Annotated in this window: 17 protein-coding genes; 16 read left to right on the top strand and 1 reads right to left on the bottom strand. The window is 69.5% G+C overall.

All coding sequences use genetic code 11. The features are described 5' to 3' along the window. Nucleotides 1–7 precede the first annotated feature (7 nt). Entirely contained in the window at nucleotides 8–964 is a 957-nt protein-coding gene (locus AAHG03_RS03440) for a LysR family transcriptional regulator (protein ID WP_342148786.1), read from the bottom strand. Nucleotides 965–1,074: 110 nt separating this feature from the next. Here AAHG03_RS03440 and AAHG03_RS03435 point away from each other — a divergent pair, with 110 nt between their 5' ends. The 16 genes from AAHG03_RS03435 to rpsC all read left to right on the top strand — a co-directional run bounded on the left by AAHG03_RS03435 (nucleotide 1,075) and on the right by rpsC (nucleotide 16,912). Beyond that, entirely contained in the window at nucleotides 1,075–2,004 is a 930-nt protein-coding gene (locus tag AAHG03_RS03435; RefSeq protein WP_342148784.1) for a ring-cleaving dioxygenase, read from the top strand. A gap of 220 nt (nucleotides 2,005–2,224) precedes the next feature. Beyond that, nucleotides 2,225–2,866, top strand: a complete 642-nt coding sequence (locus AAHG03_RS03430; protein WP_342148782.1) for an alpha/beta hydrolase — start codon at nucleotides 2,225–2,227, stop codon at nucleotides 2,864–2,866. A gap of 99 nt (nucleotides 2,867–2,965) precedes the next feature. Then, entirely contained in the window at nucleotides 2,966–4,024 is a 1,059-nt protein-coding gene (locus AAHG03_RS03425; RefSeq protein ID WP_342148781.1) for an alpha/beta fold hydrolase, read from the top strand. 295 nt (nucleotides 4,025–4,319) lie between these two features. Beyond that, complete coding sequence (locus AAHG03_RS03420) at nucleotides 4,320–7,790, top strand: SbcC/MukB-like Walker B domain-containing protein (protein WP_342148779.1); 3,471 nt, start codon at nucleotides 4,320–4,322, stop codon at nucleotides 7,788–7,790. 384 nt (nucleotides 7,791–8,174) lie between these two features. Further along, entirely contained in the window at nucleotides 8,175–8,546 is a 372-nt protein-coding gene (gene rpsL, locus AAHG03_RS03415) for a 30S ribosomal protein S12 (protein WP_004447775.1), read from the top strand. 115 nt (nucleotides 8,547–8,661) lie between these two features. Continuing rightward, on the top strand, nucleotides 8,662–9,132 hold the full coding sequence (rpsG, locus tag AAHG03_RS03410) for a 30S ribosomal protein S7 (RefSeq protein ID WP_342148777.1): 471 nt from the start codon (nucleotides 8,662–8,664) through the stop codon (nucleotides 9,130–9,132). Between the two features lie 60 nt (nucleotides 9,133–9,192). After that, nucleotides 9,193–11,268, top strand: coding sequence for an elongation factor G (gene fusA, locus AAHG03_RS03405; protein WP_342148776.1), 2,076 nt, complete (start codon nucleotides 9,193–9,195; stop codon nucleotides 11,266–11,268). 60 nt (nucleotides 11,269–11,328) lie between these two features. Next, nucleotides 11,329–12,519, top strand: coding sequence for an elongation factor Tu (tuf, locus tag AAHG03_RS03400; protein WP_342148775.1), 1,191 nt, complete (start codon nucleotides 11,329–11,331; stop codon nucleotides 12,517–12,519). A gap of 88 nt (nucleotides 12,520–12,607) precedes the next feature. Beyond that, nucleotides 12,608–12,916, top strand: a complete 309-nt coding sequence (gene rpsJ, locus AAHG03_RS03395) for a 30S ribosomal protein S10 (RefSeq protein WP_003597088.1) — start codon at nucleotides 12,608–12,610, stop codon at nucleotides 12,914–12,916. 51 nt (nucleotides 12,917–12,967) lie between these two features. Beyond that, complete coding sequence (gene rplC / locus AAHG03_RS03390) at nucleotides 12,968–13,711, top strand: 50S ribosomal protein L3 (RefSeq protein WP_342148774.1); 744 nt, start codon at nucleotides 12,968–12,970, stop codon at nucleotides 13,709–13,711. Next, nucleotides 13,711–14,331: a 50S ribosomal protein L4 gene (rplD, locus tag AAHG03_RS03385; RefSeq protein WP_342148773.1), complete on the top strand. Its 621-nt coding sequence runs from the start codon at nucleotides 13,711–13,713 to the stop codon at nucleotides 14,329–14,331. Before rplC ends, rplD begins: the two co-directional genes overlap by 1 nt. Beyond that, on the top strand, nucleotides 14,328–14,624 hold the full coding sequence (locus tag AAHG03_RS03380) for a 50S ribosomal protein L23 (RefSeq protein ID WP_003597094.1): 297 nt from the start codon (nucleotides 14,328–14,330) through the stop codon (nucleotides 14,622–14,624). The genes rplD and AAHG03_RS03380 overlap by 4 nt, the downstream gene beginning before the upstream one ends. A gap of 25 nt (nucleotides 14,625–14,649) precedes the next feature. Then, nucleotides 14,650–15,486, top strand: coding sequence for a 50S ribosomal protein L2 (rplB, locus tag AAHG03_RS03375; protein WP_342148771.1), 837 nt, complete (start codon nucleotides 14,650–14,652; stop codon nucleotides 15,484–15,486). A 5-nt stretch (nucleotides 15,487–15,491) separates the two neighbouring features. Beyond that, the gene (rpsS, locus tag AAHG03_RS03370) at nucleotides 15,492–15,770 is read left to right on the top strand and encodes a 30S ribosomal protein S19 (RefSeq protein ID WP_003597098.1); all 279 of its coding nucleotides are present in this window, start codon (nucleotides 15,492–15,494) and stop codon (nucleotides 15,768–15,770) included. Nucleotide 15,771: 1 nt separating this feature from the next. Further along, nucleotides 15,772–16,155 (top strand): 50S ribosomal protein L22, encoded by a 384-nt coding sequence (gene rplV, locus AAHG03_RS03365; RefSeq protein WP_056247407.1) that lies wholly within the window; start codon nucleotides 15,772–15,774, stop codon nucleotides 16,153–16,155. Between the two features lie 10 nt (nucleotides 16,156–16,165). Further along, complete coding sequence (rpsC, locus tag AAHG03_RS03360) at nucleotides 16,166–16,912, top strand: 30S ribosomal protein S3 (RefSeq protein WP_017485511.1); 747 nt, start codon at nucleotides 16,166–16,168, stop codon at nucleotides 16,910–16,912. Nucleotides 16,913–16,941: the final 29 nt, after the last annotated feature.

The following is a 16,941-nucleotide window of genomic DNA, read 5'->3' as shown; positions in this document are numbered from 1 at the left end:
GCCGCCCTCATCCCGGCGCGGCGTCGCGGGACGGGGGAGGGGAGACCGGCACCTCCTGCGCCCACGGCACCGCCGCGAAGGCGCGCTCCAGATAGGCGATCAGCGCGCTCACCCGCGCCGGCCGCGGCAGGCCCGGCGGCATCACGAGGTTCAGCGCGATCGGCGGCGGCTGCCAGCCCGGCATCACCCGCTCCAGGCGGCCGGTGCGCAGGTCGTCCCACACCGTGAAGTCCGGCTGCACCGCGAGGCCGAGCCCGGCCCGGAGCGCGGGCGCCAGCGCGTCGGCGTTGTTGGCGCGCAGCGGCCCCTCCGGCGCGACCGAGGCGGTGGCGCCGGCGGCATCGAAAAAGTGCCAGCGGTCGGGCGTCGGCAGGTAGGCGTAGCCGAGGCAGGCGTGGCGCTTGAGGTCGTCCGGATGCTCCGGCCGGCCGTGGCGTTCGAGGTATTCCGGCGTGGCCACCAGCGAGCGGCGCACCCCGCAGAGCCGCCGCACCCGCAGCGAGGAATCGGCGAGCGCCGCGATCCGCAGGCCGAGATCGAACCCGCCGCCGACGAGATCGACCTGTGCGTCGGACAGGTGCAGATCGACCGAGACCTCCGGGTGGGCTTTTAGAAACTCCGGCAGCACCGGCGCCACGTGGGCGACCCCGAACGACATGGGGGCTGCGAGCCGCACCCGCCCCCGCGGCGCGCCGTTGGCGTCGAGCGCGCGGGCCTCCGCGGCTTCCCCCGCTGCGAGCAACGCCGCGGCATCCTCGCGGGCGGCCCGGCCCGCTTCCGTCAGCGCGAGGCGGCGCGAGGTGCGGTGGAACAGCCGGGCGCCGAGCCGCGCCTCCAGCCGCGCCACCGCCTTCGAGACGGTCGCTTTCGACAGGCCGAGATCGTCCGCCGCGCGGGAGAAGGACAGGCCCTCGGCGACAGCGGCGAACACCGCCCAGGCCTCGAAATCGGGAAGACGTGCCATGCGATAAATCCGAAACGATGCGTTTCGATCGTTTCCGTTTCACCGCGGCTTGGCAAGGGCCAGATTGGGCTCACGCGGATCGGTCACGATCCTTCAGCAGGAGTTTCCCCATGTCCGAGCACGGCCTCCACCACGTCACGGCCTTCTCCGGCCCGACCGCCCGCACCGTCGAGTTCTACACCCGCGTGCTCGGCCTGCGGCTCGTCAAGAAGACTGTCAACTTCGACGATCCGGGCACCTACCACCTCTATTTCGGCGACGAGGCCGGCACGCCCGGCACGATCCTGACCTTCTTCCCCATCGCGCACGCCGCCCCCGGTCGGGTCGGCATCGGTCAGGTGTCGGAGACGGCGTTCCGGGTGCCCAAGGCGTCGATCGGCGCCTGGACCCACCGCTTCGTCGCCATGAACGTCGCCCACGAGGCGCCGGTCACGGCGTTCGGCGAGACGGTGCTGCGGTTCCGCGATCCCGACGGGATGCCGCTGGCGCTCGTCGGCGTCGAGGGCGCGGAGGCGGAAGCCGCTTGGGCGGCGGGCGACATCGCCCCCGAGCAGGCGATCCGCGGCTTCCACGGCGTCACCCTGCTGCTGCGCGAGGCGGGACCGACCGCGGCGATCCTGACGGGCGTGCTCGGGCTCGAAGAGGTCGGCAAGGAGGGCAGCGCGGTCCGGCTCAAGGGCAGCGCGGCGCTCGGCGGCTTCGTGACGATCCGGGCGGTGGGCGACTTCCTGCCCGGCCGCCAGGGAGCGGGCTCGGTCCACCACATCGCCTTCCGGGCCAGGGACGACGCGGCGCAGGCGGCGATGGCCGAGGCGCTGCGCCGCGACCACGGCCTCGATGTCACCGAGCAGCGCGACCGGCAGTATTTCCGCTCGATCTACTTCCGCGAGCCGGGCGGCGTGCTGTTCGAGATCGCCACCGACGCGCCGGGCTTTTCCATCGACGAGCCCACGGACGCGCTCGGCACGGCGCTCAAGCTCCCGGCCTTCCTCGAACCGCATCGCGGGCGGATCGAGGCGGTGCTGCCGAAGGTGGCGTAGCGCTAGCGCTTCCCCTCCCCACGAACCTCGGGCTTGCCCGAGATTCGCACCTTACCTGCCCAGATCGGGCAAGCCCGATCTGGGTGGGGAGGGGTTAGGGGTGGGGGTGGTTCAGGAGGAACCGCTTGAGGTGCCTTCTGCCCGACCCCCACCTCCATCTCCTCCCCGCAAGGGGGAGGAGAGGCGCGTCTTTCGTCAACGCATTCTCACGGAGGCCACCATGACGACCCTCAAAACCCTCGCCGGCTTCCAGCACCGCTTCGAGCCCGGCACGGACGCCGCCGCCCCGCCGCTGCTGCTGCTCCACGGCACCGGCGGCGACGAGAACGACCTGATCGGGCTCGGCCGCGCCCTCTCGCCCAACTCCGCGCTGCTGTCGCCGCGCGGGCCGGTGCTGGAGAACGGGATGCCCCGCTTCTTCCGGCGCCTGTCCGAGGGCGTGTTCGATGAGGCCGACGTCGTGCGCCGCGCGGGCGAGCTGGCCGCGTTCGTCGCGCAGGCGCGGGACGCCTACGGGATCGGCGCGCCGGTGGCGGTCGGGTTCTCGAACGGCGCCAACATCGCCGCCGCCAGCCTGTTCCTGCATCCCGCGACCCTGGCCGGCGCCGTGCTGCTGCGGGCGATGGTGCCGCTGAAGGCGCCGCCGCCCGCCGACCTCGCCGGCCGTCCGGTGCTGCTGCTGTCGGGCGCCATGGATCCGATCGTGCCCGCCGACAACGCCGCCCGGCTCGCGGCCGGGCTGGAGGCGGCGGGGGCGAGCGTGACCCATACGGTCCAGCCGGCCGGCCACAACCTGTCGCAGGCCGACCTCGCGGCGGCGGGCGCGTGGCTTGCAAGGCTGGCGCACGTCCCAGCCCCCTGACGGCGCCTTGGTTCCGGCCCGCCCTCGTGGCAGGGAGGGCCGGAGCCGGGCGCCGATTGCCGAGGAGATGCCGTGTTCCCGTTCCTGTCCAAGCGCGGGATGGCCAGCCTTCAGCGGCGGCAGGCGGCGCAGGTCAAGAAGACCCTCAAGGCCGCGACGCGGACCACGCAGGCGGCCCTGCGGCAGGCCGACAAGACCGCCAAGGACATCGTCCGCGACGTGGCGCAGGACGCCGCCCGCGAGATCGGCCGCACCGTCGCGCAGGCGAGCCGGCCGGCACCGAAGCCGGTGCGACGCGCGGCGGCGGGCCGCTTCGTCACCATCGACGGCCTGCCGGTCCACGTCATCGTCAAGGGCCGCGGCCGGCCCGTGGTGCTGATCCACGGCAACGGCACCATGGCGGAGGACTTTGCGATCAGCGGCCTGATCGACCGGCTGGCCGCGCGCACCCGCGTCATCGCCCTCGACCGGCCGGGCTTCGGCCGCACCGAGCGGCCCCGCGCCCGCATCTGGACCGCCGCCGCGCAAGCCGCCCTGATCCACCGCGTGCTCGACGCGCTGAACGTCGAGCGACCGCTCATCGTCGGCCATTCCTGGGGGACCATCGTGGCGCTCGCCATGGCGGCCGAGCCGCGCCGCCCCTTGCGCGGTCTGGTGCTGCTCTCCGGCTACTACTTTCCGGAGAATCGGGCCGACGCGAGGCTCGCCAACGCGCTCGCCATGCCGGGTCTGGGCGACGCCGCCCGCGCCCTCGTGCCCGACCGGGTGAACCGGGCGCTGGCCGAGCAATCGTTCCGCAAGGTGTTCTGGCCGCAAGCCGTGCCGGCGAAGTTTTCCGAACGCTTCCCCGTCGAGATCGCGGTCGCCCCGCCGCAACTGCGCGCGGTCAGCGAGGACGCCGCCTCCATGAACGCCACCGTCTCCCGGCTCCAGACCGGCTACGGCCGCCTCACCCTGCCCGTGGCGATCCTCACCGGCGACGCCGACGGCCTCGTCGATCACCGCATCCATTCGATGCGCCTGCACGGCGTGCTGCCCGACAGCACCCTCACCGTCCTGCCCGGCCAGGGCCACATGATCCACCACACCGGACGGGCGAAGGTGGAGGCGGCCATCGACGGGCTGATGGCGCGGGGCTTGGCGCGCGGCGAGGAGTGAGAGCGGTCGCCGAAGGCGGAATGTAAGACACTGCCGTCATTCCGGGGCCGCGCAGCGGAACCCGGAATCCACCCGTGATGCGACGCCCTGCAACCCGCTGAGACCAGTCGTGGATTCCGGGTTCTCGCCTTCGGCGAGCCCCGGAATGACGGCGGTGGGGAAATCCTCCCCACCTCACTGCCATCGCAGCCCGTCCGCAGCCCTGCCCGCCCCCCCCCCACCCTTGCGCCCCAGCCCCCCAGCGTCCATTCCCCCCGCTCGACCCAAGAGACCTCGGGACCCGGCGGCTTCGCTCGTGTATCGCCTGACCGACATCGCGATCTCGAACTGGTACCTCATCCGGCGCGAGCAGATCCGGATTCGGGGCGCGGCGGCGCTCGTCGGTCCCACGGGGGCGGGCAAGTCCACGATCTTCGATGCGGTCGGCACGGTGCTGGCCGGCAACAACGCCAGCCGGCTGGCCCTCAACGCCTCGGCGTCCGGCCGGTCCGCCCGCACCGTGCGCGACTATTGCCTCGGCTGGATCAGCGACCCGGCCGAGGGCGGGCGCCCGACCCGCGAGGCGTGCGAGACCGTCATCGCGCTGGTGTTCGAGCATGCCGGCAGCGGGCGCATCGTCACCGTGGGCCTCGCGCTCGCGGCGCGGGCCGAGGAGCCCAAGGAAGAGACGCTCTCGCGCTTCGTCGCGGTGGGCCACCGCTTCGAGGTCGCCGACTACGTGCGCGAGACGGACCAGGGCAGCTTCGTCGCCCCCTGGGCCGAGATCGCCGCGGATCTGCGGCGCCGCTCCGAGACGTTCGAGGAATACCGCACCTCCGGCGAGCGCTTCACCGCGGCCGTGCTGGCGACGCTCCGCGAGGGCGCGCCGGTGCCCGATCCGCGCCAGTTCCTGCGCACCTTCTCCAACGCGGTCGCGTTCAAGCCGATCTTCGACACCAGCGCCTTCGTCCGCTCCTTCGTGCTGGAGCCCGAGCCGCTGGATGTGGCCCGCATCCGCCAATCGATCGAGACGTGGCGGCGCCTGCTGGAGACCATCGAGGAGCTGGAGAAGCGGCTCTCTCACCTCACCCGCCTGTGCGGGCGCTACGAGGAATGGGCGCGGGCGAGCCTGAACGCCGCCCTCGACGAGCTACGCGCGGCCGGCGCCGATCTCCGCCGCCGCGTCCTCGACTGGGCCGGCACCCGCGCGGCGCTCGCCGACGTGACGGAGCGCCTGCGCATCGCCCGCGAGAGCGTGGCGACCAGCCAGGGCTTCGTGCGCGAGATCGATGCCGAGATCGCCGCCCGCAAGGCAATGCTGTCGGGCAGCGCCGCGGAAGCGCGGCTCGCCGCCTCCAACGCCGGCCTCGCCATGCTGGCCCGCGACCGGCGCGACCTGACCGTGCGGCTCGGGGCTGTGGTCGGTCTCGTGCAGGAGGCCGGGCGGCTGGCCGGCGTCGCTGCGACGCTGCGCAAGGTCGCCCCCGATGCGGTCCGCATCGTCGAGGCCTGCGCCCGCTCGGGGCTCCGCCGCGAGGCCCCGCCCGACGAAATTCTTCGGACAGGCGGCCCCCTCGCGGGCCTCCTCGATGCGCTGGCGCAGATGCCCGACGTGACGCTCCCCCTGGAGAGTGCGGCCGAAGACCTCGGCTACCGGGCGCGCGAGCGCGAGAACGAGGTGCGCAGCCTCGCGGGCCAGGTCCAGTCCGGCCGCAACAGCGCGGCGCGGCTCTCGGCCGATACGGAGGCGTTCCGCGAGGAACTGAGCCGGCTCGGGATCGAGGCGGTGCCTGTCTGCGAACTCGCCGAGATCGTCGATCCCAAATGGGGCCCAGCCCTCGAAGGCCTCTTGGGCCGCGCCCGTGAAGCCCTGGTGGTCGAGCCCGACCGCCTCGATAGGGCGTTCGCGCTTCTCGACGCGAAGAAGAACCAGTTCTTCCGCTGCCTTTTGGTGAAGACCACCGACACGTCGCGGCGCGCCGCGCGGCGGATCGACGACGGGCCGATGGGCCTGATCGAAACCGACAGCCCGCACGCCGAAGCGTTTCTCGCCGCCCGCCTCGGCGGCTACGATCTCGCCCCGGACGACGCGGCGCTCGCCCGCATGGGCCGGGCGGTGGCGCCGAGCGGGCGCTCCACCTCCGGCATGGCCTATTCGGTGGTGCGCCCGGTGCCGCTGATGATGACCCGCGGCCAGCGCGGGCCGACCCAGGACACCCGCCGCCGGCTGGAAGAGGCGGAGATCGAGGCGAAAGCCTTGCGCTCCGAGGCCAACGTGATGCGCGAGGCCGCCCGCATCGCCGGCCAACTCCGCGCGCGGCTCGCCGAGACCCCCGTGGACGTGGCGGCGCTGCGCGCCGAGGCCGACGCCATCGAGGGCCGCCGCCGCACGCTGACGACCGAGCAGGAGGCGGTCGCCAAGGCCGACAACGGCGCGATCGAGGCGGAACTGAAGGAGTTGGCAAAAGAGCGCTCGGCCTACCTCACCGAACTGGTGCAGGTGCTGGAGCCCAAGCGCGACGCGCTGCTCGCCGAGGAAGCCGGACTGAAGGCCCGCCTCAACCAGGGCCGCGAGGCCGCCCGCACGGCGCTTGCCGCCTATCGCGCGGCGGTCAAGCGCTGGTCGTCGGGCGACACGGTGCGCATCCGTCTCGCCGGCCCGGCCCCGGCCGACGCGACGGGCGTGTTCGCCGGCATCGCGGGCGCCCGCGCGGATCGGGCCGACCTCGACGCCAAGGCGTTGGCCTCCCTCGCGTCGCAAGCTCGCAACGCCGCCCGCGAGGCGACCGAGACCGCCCGCCATCAGGGCCGCGCCGCCGAGCGCGATCTCGCCGAATACTGCGCCGCGTGGCGCGTCGAGAATCCGCTGGGTTCAGGGGAAACGCCGGCCTCGTTCGGCTATGCCTGGGCGGTGCGCGCCCGCGACGAGGTGGCGGGCCACGAGCTGCGCCGCTACCGCGACCAGTCGCTGCGCGCCGAGGCCGAGATGCGCCGCCTCATGACCGAGGATCTGCTGACGCGGCTCGCCGACAAGTTCGAGCGGATGCAGGCCCGCCTCGATGCGCTGAACGAGCGCCTGTCGTCGCAGACCTTCACCGGCCAGACCTACGCCTTCGAGGCGGCGGTGGACCGCCGCTACGCCGCCGTCCACCAGCTCGCCACCGAAGTCGCCCGCTCGCCCGACGCCGCGCAGGCGGTGCTGCCGGGAGGAGACGATTCACAAGGGGAGGGCGGCCATCTCGCGGCGGCGCTCGCCGAGATCACGGCCCTCATCGAAGGCGAGGAGAACGCCGCACGGCTGGCCGATTACCGCAACTACTTCGTCTACGAGATCGGCATGCGGGATCGCGCGGGCAACCGCACCACCCTGTCGAGCCGGGCCCTACGCGGCTCGGGCGGCGAGGCGCAGGCGCCGTTCTACGTGGCGATCGCCGCCTCCATGGCCTCGGCCTACTATCCCGGCGACCGCCCCGGCGAGGATGCGCCGGGTCTCGGCCTGTGCCTGTTGGACGAGGCCTTCTCCAAGCTCGACGTGCGCAACAGCCAGTCGCTGGTCGATCTGTTCGGCGGCTGGGGCCTGCAGCTCCTCATCGCGGCGCCGGAGGACAAGCGCACCACGCTCACCGAGGTCATGGACACCGTGGTGACGGTCTACAAGAGCCCGGACCTGACCTCGGTGCGAATCGAATCGGAGCATCCGCTGGAGACCGCCAAGCGGGCGCTCGCCGCGATCAATCCCGAGCGGCAGGGAATCGAGGCGTTTCGCGTTTCCGACGCCGCAGAGTAGAAAAGCGCCGGCTTGGCCGCGAAAACCGGCGGTTCTTCATCGAACTTTATGCCCCGCGGGCATTGACGCCTCGGGAGCCCCCGTCTAGAAGCGCGCCACTCCGGTGGATCGAGAGTCGCTTTCGGGTCGAGGCCAGGGTCTTCGACCGGCTTCGGCGACCGTCGTCAGACCGATACCGGCATCATATCCTGGCGACTTCGTCAGATCAGCGGGTAAGAACGCGTCGTCACGGCGTGATCCTCTGCCTCACCATCGCCAAAGGCCCTCGTCGGCCTCTGGCGCTATTCGTTTTGCCGCGGGCTCGCTCGCGGTACGGGCGCCCCGCAAGGGGCATCGAGTTCAGACTTTGGCCGCCACGTCGCGGCCGGATGAAGAGGGCACAGGATGCCGACGATCAACCAGCTGATCGCCCAGCCGCGCAAGGCGCAGAAGGCGCGCAACAAGGTGCCGGCGCTCAACGCCTGCCCGCAGAAGCGCGGCGTCTGCACCCGCGTCTACACCACGACCCCGAAGAAGCCGAACTCGGCGCTTCGTAAGGTCGCCAAGGTGCGCCTGACCAACGGCTTCGAGGTGATCGGCTACATCCCCGGCGAGGGCCACAACCTTCAGGAGCACTCCGTGGTGATGATCCGCGGCGGCCGCGTGAAGGACCTTCCGGGCGTGCGCTACCACATCCTGCGCGGCGTGCTCGACACGCAGGGCGTCAAGAACCGCAAGCAGCGCCGTTCGAAGTACGGTGCAAAGCGTCCGAAGTAATCTTTTCGGACTTCAGGTCGCGATCTTTCCACGGCCTCACAAGGATGTTGCCGCCTCATCGAGGTAAGGCGGCCTGCGTGGGGCGCTTAAGTCAAATTTTTCGAGAGCGAAAAAGATGTCCCGTCGTCACTCTGCCGAGAAGCGCGAGATCATCCCCGATCCGAAGTACGGCGATGTCGTCCTGACCAAGTTCATGAATTCGATCATGTACGAGGGCAAGAAGTCGACCGCCGAGCGGATCGTGTACGGCGCCTTCGACATCGTCGAGAGCCGCGCCCGCGCCAACCCGATCGAGGTGTTCCGCGCCGCCCTCGACAACGTCGCGCCGGCGATCGAAGTCCGCTCCCGCCGCGTCGGCGGCGCGACCTACCAGGTCCCCGTCGAAGTCCGCACCGAGCGCCGTCAGGCTCTGGCCATCCGCTGGCTGATCCAGGCCGCCCGCGGCCGCAACGACCGCACCATGATCGAGCGCCTGTCGGCCGAGCTGCTCGACGCCGCCAACAACCGCGGCAACGCCGTCAAGAAGCGCGAAGACACCCACCGGATGGCCGAGGCCAACCGCGCCTTCTCGCACTACCGCTGGTAATTCGCTTCGGGCGCGCCGACCGCGGCGCGCCCCGTCCGCCCTTCTCCCGGAGAGACCCCGATGCCCCGCACGCACGCGATCGAGGACTACCGTAACTTCGGCATCATGGCCCACATCGATGCCGGCAAGACCACGACGACCGAGCGGATCCTCTACTACACCGGAAAGTCCCACAAGATCGGCGAAGTCCACGAGGGCGCCGCCACGATGGACTGGATGGAGCAGGAGCAGGAGCGCGGCATCACCATCACGTCCGCCGCGACGACGTGCTTCTGGCGCGAGAAGCGCCTGAACATCATCGACACCCCCGGCCACGTCGACTTCACCATCGAGGTGGAGCGCTCGCTCCGCGTGCTCGATGGCGCCGTGTGCGTGCTCGACGGCAACCAGGGCGTCGAGCCGCAGACCGAGACCGTGTGGCGTCAGGCCGACAAGTACGACGTGCCGCGCGTCGTGTTCGTCAACAAGATGGACAAGATCGGCGCCGACTTCTTCAAGTGCGTCGCCGACATCATCGGCCGCGTCGCCGGCAAGCCGGTCTGCCTCCAGCTGCCGATCGGCGCGGAGTCGAACTTCAAGGGCGTGATCGACCTCATCAAGATGAAGGCGATCGTGTGGTCCGGCGAGGCGCTCGGCGCGAACTTCTCCGAGGAGGAGATTCCGGCCGATCTCGCCGATCAGGCCGCCGAGTACCGCACCAAGATGATCGAGGCCTGCGTCGAGCTCGACGACGACGCCATGACGGCCTACCTCGACGGCGTGGAGCCGGACGAGGCGACGCTGCGCAAGCTCGTGCGCCGCGCCGTGCAGCTGCGCGCCTTCCACCCGGTGCTCTGCGGCTCGGCCTTCAAGAACAAGGGCGTCCAGCCGCTCCTCGACGCCGTCGTCGATTACCTGCCGTCCCCCGCCGACCGCGGCGAGATCAAGGGCATCGACTTCAAGACCGAGGAAGAGACGGTCCGCCGTCCGCTCGACACCGACCCCTTCTCCATGCTCGCCTTCAAGATCATGGACGATCCCCACGTCGGCACGATCACCTTCTGCCGCGTCTATTCGGGCAAGGTCGAGTCGGGCGCCAACGTCATCAACTCGTCGCGCGACAAGAAGGAGCGCGTCGGCCGCATGCTGCTGATGCATGCCAACAACCGCGAGGACGTCAAGGAAGCCTTCGCGGGCGACATCGTCGCTCTGGCCGGCCTCAAGGACACCCGCACCGGCGACACGCTGTGCGACGCGAAGGACGCCGTCATCCTCGAGAAGATGGAGTTCCCCGAGCCCGTCATTGAGATCGCCGTCGAGCCGAAGTCGAAGGCCGATCAGGAGAAGCTCGGCATCGCGCTCTCGAAGCTCGCCGCCGAGGACCCGTCCTTCCGCGTCTCGACCGATCAGGAATCCGGCCAGACCATCCTTCGCGGGATGGGCGAGCTGCACCTCGACATCAAGGTCGACATCCTGCGCCGCACCTACAAGGTCGATGCCAATATCGGCCAGCCGCAGGTGGCGTATCGCGAGAAGCTGACCCGCCGTCAGGAGATCGACTACACCCACAAGAAGCAGACCGGCGGTACCGGTCAGTTCGCCCGGGTGAAGTTCGTGGTCGAGCCGAACGAGCCGGGCGCCGGCTTCGCCTTCGAGTCGAAGATCGTCGGCGGCGCGGTGCCGAAGGAGTACATCCCCGGCGTCGAGAAGGGCCTCAACTCGGTCCTCGGCGCGGGCGTGCTTGCGGGCTTCCCCGTGGTGGACGTGAAGGTCGAGCTGATCGACGGCGCCTACCACGACGTCGACTCCTCGGCGCTGGCCTTCGAGATCGCATCCCGCGCCGCCTTCCGCGAGGCGCTGCAGAAGGGCGGCTCGGTCCTGCTCGAGCCGGTCATGAAGGTCGAGGTGGTGTCTCCCGAGGAGTACACCGGCTCGGTCATCGGCGACCTCAATTCCCGCCGCGGCCAGATCCAGGGCCAGGACATGCGGGGCAACGCCAACGTCATCAACGCGATGGTGCCGCTGGCCAACATGTTCGGCTACGTGAACCAGCTGCGCTCCTTCTCCCAGGGTCGCGCCAACTTCACGATGCAGTTCGATCACTACGAGGAAGTGCCGCGCGGTGAGGCCGACAAGGTCATCGCCAAGTACGCCTAAGGCTTCACGCCTAACCGCACTTCTTCTTCCCTAACCGTATTCGCATTTGAGGAGGCCCCGATGGGCAAGGAAAAGTTCTCCCGCACGAAGCCGCACTGCAACATCGGCACGATCGGTCACGTCGATCACGGCAAGACGTCGCTGACGGCGGCGATCACGAAGGTGCTGGCGGAGTCGGGCGGGGCGACCTTCACGGCCTACGACCAGATCGACAAGGCCCCCGAGGAGAAGGCGCGCGGCATCACGATCTCGACCGCCCACGTCGAGTACGAGACCACCAACCGCCACTACGCCCACGTCGACTGCCCCGGCCACGCCGACTACGTGAAGAACATGATCACGGGCGCCGCCCAGATGGACGGCGCGATCCTGGTCGTGTCGGCCGCCGACGGCCCGATGCCGCAGACCCGCGAGCACATCCTGCTCGCCCGTCAGGTCGGCGTGCCGGCGCTGGTGGTGTTCCTCAACAAGGTCGACATGGTCGATGACGAGGAGCTCCTCGAGCTCGTCGAGCTGGAGGTGCGCGAGCTCCTTTCCAAGTACGACTTCCCCGGCGACGACATCCCGATCACCAAGGGCTCGGCCCTGATGGCGCTCGAGGACAAGGAGCCGAAGATTGGCCGTGATGCCGTTCTGAAGCTGATGGAGACGGTCGACGCCTACATCCCGCAGCCGGAGCGTCCGATCGACATGCCGTTCCTGATGCCGATCGAGGACGTGTTCTCGATCTCGGGCCGCGGTACGGTCGTGACCGGTCGCGTCGAGCGCGGCATCGTCAAGGTCGGCGAGTCGGTGGAGATCGTCGGCATCCGCGCGACGACGACGACGACGGTCACCGGCGTCGAGATGTTCCGCAAGCTGCTCGACCAGGGCCAGGCGGGCGACAACGTCGGCGTGCTGCTGCGCGGCACCAAGCGCGAGGACGTGGAGCGCGGCCAGGTCGTGTGCAAGCCGGGTTCGGTGAAGCCGCACGCCAAGTTCAAGGCCGAGGCCTACATCCTGACGAAGGAGGAGGGCGGTCGCCACACGCCGTTCTTCACCAACTACCGCCCGCAGTTCTACTTCCGCACCACGGACGTGACCGGCATCTGCACGCTGCCGGAGGGCACCGAGATGGTGATGCCGGGCGACAACGTGACGATGGACGTGGTCCTGATCGTGCCGGTGGCCATGGAAGAGAAGCTGCGCTTCGCCATCCGCGAGGGTGGTCGCACCGTCGGTGCCGGCGTCGTCGCCGCCATCAACGACTAACAGCCCCTCGAGGCATCATCGACAGGGGACGCAAAGAGGGGCGGGCCCTCGCGCACGCCCTTCCCAACGTTTCCGCCGAGGTCAGGTCATGAACGGTCAGAACATCCGCATTCGCCTCAAGGCGTTCGATCATCGCATCCTCGATGCGTCGACCAAGGAGATCGTCTCCACGGCGCGTCGCACCGGGGCGCAGATCCGGGGCCCGATCCCGCTGCCGACCCACATCGAGAAGTTCACGGTCAATCGCTCGCCGCACATCGACAAGAAGTCGCGCGAGCAGTTCGAGATGCGCACGCACAAGCGGGTGCTCGATATCGTCGACCCGACGCCGCAGACCGTGGACGCGCTGATGAAGCTCGACCTCGCCGCTGGCGTGGACGTGGAGATCAAGCTCTGAGCCCATCCGGGGCTTAGAGCTTACCGTTTCATCGCGCGAGGAGAGTGACCTATGCGCTCAGGCGTCATCGCACGGAAGGTCGGCATGACCCGCGTCTTTACGGACGCTGGCGAGCATGTCCCGGTGACCGTGCTCCAAATCGATCAGTGCCAGGTCGTGGCACATCGCACCAGCGACAAGGACGGCTACGTCGCCCTCCAGCTCGGTGTCGGCAAGGCCAAGGTGAAGAACGTGTCGCAGGCCGAGCGTGGCCGCTTCGCGGTCGCCAAGGTCGAGCCCAAGAAGAAGCTCGCCGAATTCCGCGTGTCCGAGGACGCGCTGATCCCGGTGGGTGCCGAGATCACCGCCGACCACTTCATCCCGGGCCAGTTCGTCGACGTGACGGGCACCAGCTCGGGTAAGGGCTTCGCCGGCGGCATGAAGCGCTGGAACTTCGGCGGCCTGCGCGCCACCCACGGCGTGTCGGTCTCCCACCGCTCGATCGGTTCGACCGGTGGCCGCCAGGACCCGGGCAAGACCTTCAAGAACAAGAAGATGCCGGGCCACATGGGCGTCGAGCGTGTCACCACGCAGAACCTCAAGGTCGTGCGCACCGATCCGGAGCGCGGCCTGATCCTCGTCGAGGGCGCCGTCCCCGGCGTCGCCGGCGGCTGGATTCAGGTTCGCGATGCGGTCAAGCGCAAGCTGCCCGCCGAGGTGCCGCTGCCGGGCAAGTTCCGTGAGAACGGCTCGTCCAACGGTTCCTCGCAGACCGAGGCGGCCCCCGAGGCTCCGGCAACCGAGGAGAACGCGTGATGAAACTCGATGTCACCACGCTCGACGGCGGCACCGCCGGCTCGGTCGAGCTGAACGAGGCGATCTACGGCCTGGAGCCGCGCGCCGACATCCTGCACCGGATGGTGCGCTATCAGCTCGCCAAGCGGCGCGCCGGCACCCATGCGGTCAAGAACCGTTCGGACGTCGATCGCACCTCGAAGAAGCTGTACAAGCAGAAGGGCACCGGCAACGCCCGTCACGGCGCCGCTTCCGCTCCGCAGTTCCGCGGCGGCGGCCGGGCCTTCGGTCCGGTGGTGCGCGACCACGCCCACGACCTTCCCAAGAAGGTCCGGGCGCTCGCCCTCAAGCACGCCCTGTCGTCGAAGGCCAAGACCTCGACCCTGATCGTCGTGGACGACCTCAAGGTCGAGAACCATAAGACCAAGGCGATGGTCGAGCGTCTGGGCAAGCTCGGCTGGTCGAGCGCGCTGATCATCGGCGGCCCCGAGGTCGACGAGAACTTCGGTCGCGCCGCCCGCTCGGTCGCCAAGATCGACGTGCTGCCGGTCCAGGGCATCAACGTCTACGACATCCTGCGCCGCGACACGCTCGTCCTGACGCGCGCGGCCGTCGATGCGCTGGAGGAGCGTTTCAAATGAGTGCCGATCCGCGCCACTACGACATCATCGTCTCCCCGGTCATCACCGAGAAGGCGACCAACCTCACCGAGCAGAACAAGGTCGTCTTCCGGGTCGCCCCGAAGGCCACCAAGCCGCAGATCAAGGAAGCGGTCGAGCGTCTGTTCGACGTCAAGGTCACGGGCGTGAACACGCTCACGACCAAGGGCAAGAAGAAGTTCTTCCGCGGTCAGCGCGGGCAGCGTTCGGACGTGAAGAAGGCGATCGTGACCCTCGCCGAGGGTGACACCATCGACGTCACGACCGGCCTCTGAGACGAGAAGCGTTAGGATCAAGCCGATGGCCTTGAAGACATTCAAACCGGTCACGCCGAGCCTGCGCCAGCTCGTGCTCGTCGACCGCCGTGAGCTCTACAAGGGCAAGCCGGTCAAGGCGCTGACCGAGGGCAAGAGCTCCTCGGGCGGCCGCAACAACCTGGGTCGCATCACCGTCCGCTTCCGCGGCGGCGGTCACAAGCGGGTCCTGCGCAACGTCGACTTCAAGCGTCGCGAGAACCTGAACGTGTCGGCGACGGTCGAGCGGATCGAGTACGATCCGAACCGCACCGCCTTCATCGCCCTCATCTCGTTCCCGGACGGCAAGCAGAGCTACATCCTGGCTCCGCAGCGCCTGCAGCCGGGCGACAAGGTGGTGGCCGGCGAGGGCGTCGACATCAAGCCGGGCAATGCCGGCCCGATCGGCTCGATGCCGGTGGGCACCATCGTCCACAACGTCGAGCTGAAGATCGGCAAGGGCGGCGCCATCGCCCGGTCCGCGGGCAACTACGCCCAGATCGTCGGCCGCGACCAGGGCTACGTGACGCTGCGCCTGAACTCGGGCGAGCAGCGCCTCGTGCACGGTCAGTGCTTCGCGAGCGTGGGTGCGGTGTCGAACCCGGACCACATGAACATCTCGCTCGGCAAGGCCGGCCGCAACCGCTGGCTCGGCAAGCGCCCGCACGTCCGCGGCGTCGCGATGAACCCGGTCGACCACCCGCACGGCGGCGGCGAGGGTCGCACCTCGGGCGGCCGGAACCCGGTCACGCCCTGGGGCGTGCCGACCAAGGGGAAGAAGACCCGGTCCAACAAGCGGACCGACACGTTCATCCTGTCCAGCCGCCATAACCGCAAGAAGTAACCGCCATGGCACGTTCCCTCTGGAAAGGGCCGTTCGTCGACGGCTACCTCCTCAAGAAGGCCGACGCCGCGCGCGGCGGAAGCCGCAACGAGGTTGTCAAGATCTGGAGCCGTCGCTCCACGATCCTCCCGCAGTTCGTCGGCATCACCTTCGGGGTGCACAACGGACACAAGCATATCCCGGTCTACGTCACCGAAGAGATGGTCGGTCACAAGTTCGGCGAGTTCTCGCCGACCCGCACCTTCCCCGGTCACGCGGCCGACAAGAAGGCGAAGAGGCGCTGAGATGGGCAAAGCTGCCACCCCCCGCGCGCTCCCCGAGAACGAGGCGAAGGCCGTCGCGCGGATGCTCCGCGTGTCGCCCCAGAAGCTCAACCTCGTGGCGGCGCTGATCCGCGGCAAGAAGGTCGAGTCGGCGCTGGCCGACCTCGAGTTCTCCCGCAAGCGCATCGCCCGCGATGTGAAGAAGTGCCTCGAGAGCGCGATCGCCAACGCCGAGAACAACCACGACCTCGACGTGGACGATCTCGTCGTGTCCCAGGCCTTCGTCGGCAAGGCGCTGGTGCTCAAGCGCTTCCACGCCCGTGCCCGCGGTCGCGGCGCGCGCATCCTGAAGCCCTTCTCGAACCTCACGATCGTGGTTCGCGAAGTGCGCGCTGAAGCGGCCTGAGGAGTTACCCATGGGTCAGAAGATCAATCCGATCGGCCTGCGTCTCGGCATCAACCGGACCTGGGATTCCCGCTGGTTCGCCGAGAAGGGCGAGTACGCCAAGCTGATGCACGAGGACGTGGCCATCCGCGCTGCGCTCATGAAGCAGCTCAAGCAGGCCGCCGTCTCCAAGATCGTCATCGAGCGCCCGCACCGGAAATGTCGCGTCACCATCCACTCGGGCCGTCCGGGCGTGGTGATCGGCAAGAAGGGCGCGGACATCGAGAAGCTGCGCAAGCTCGTCGGCACGATGACCAAGGCCGACGTGACGATCAACATCGTCGAGGTGCGCAAGCCCGAGGTGGATGCGACGCTCGTCGCTGAATCCATCGCGCAGCAGCTCGAGCGCCGCGTCGCCTTCCGTCGCGCCATGAAGCGCGCCGTGCAGTCGGCCATGCGTCTGGGCGCCGAGGGCATCCGCATCAACTGCGCCGGCCGTCTGGGCGGCGCCGAGATCGCCCGCACCGAGTGGTACCGCGAGGGCCGCGTTCCGCTGCACACCCTGCGCGCGGACGTGGATTACGGCACCGCCACGGCCTTCACGACCTACGGCACCTGCGGCATCAAGGTGTGGGTGTTCAAGGGCGAGATCCTCGAGCACGACCCCATGGCTCAGGACAAGAAGGCCCAGGAAGAGGGCGGCCGTTCCGGCGGGCGCCGCGAGCGTGACGGCGACGACCGCGGGGGCCGTGGCCGCCGCGATCACGCCAACGCGTGATCCGGCCACCGCAGGATTTGAGAGGCTGC

It is taken from the genome of Methylorubrum subtropicum, from assembly GCF_038442325.1.
Taxonomy (GTDB): domain Bacteria; phylum Pseudomonadota; class Alphaproteobacteria; order Rhizobiales; family Beijerinckiaceae; genus Methylobacterium; species Methylobacterium subtropicum.
This window is presented reverse-complemented; position numbering and strand designations above follow the sequence as displayed.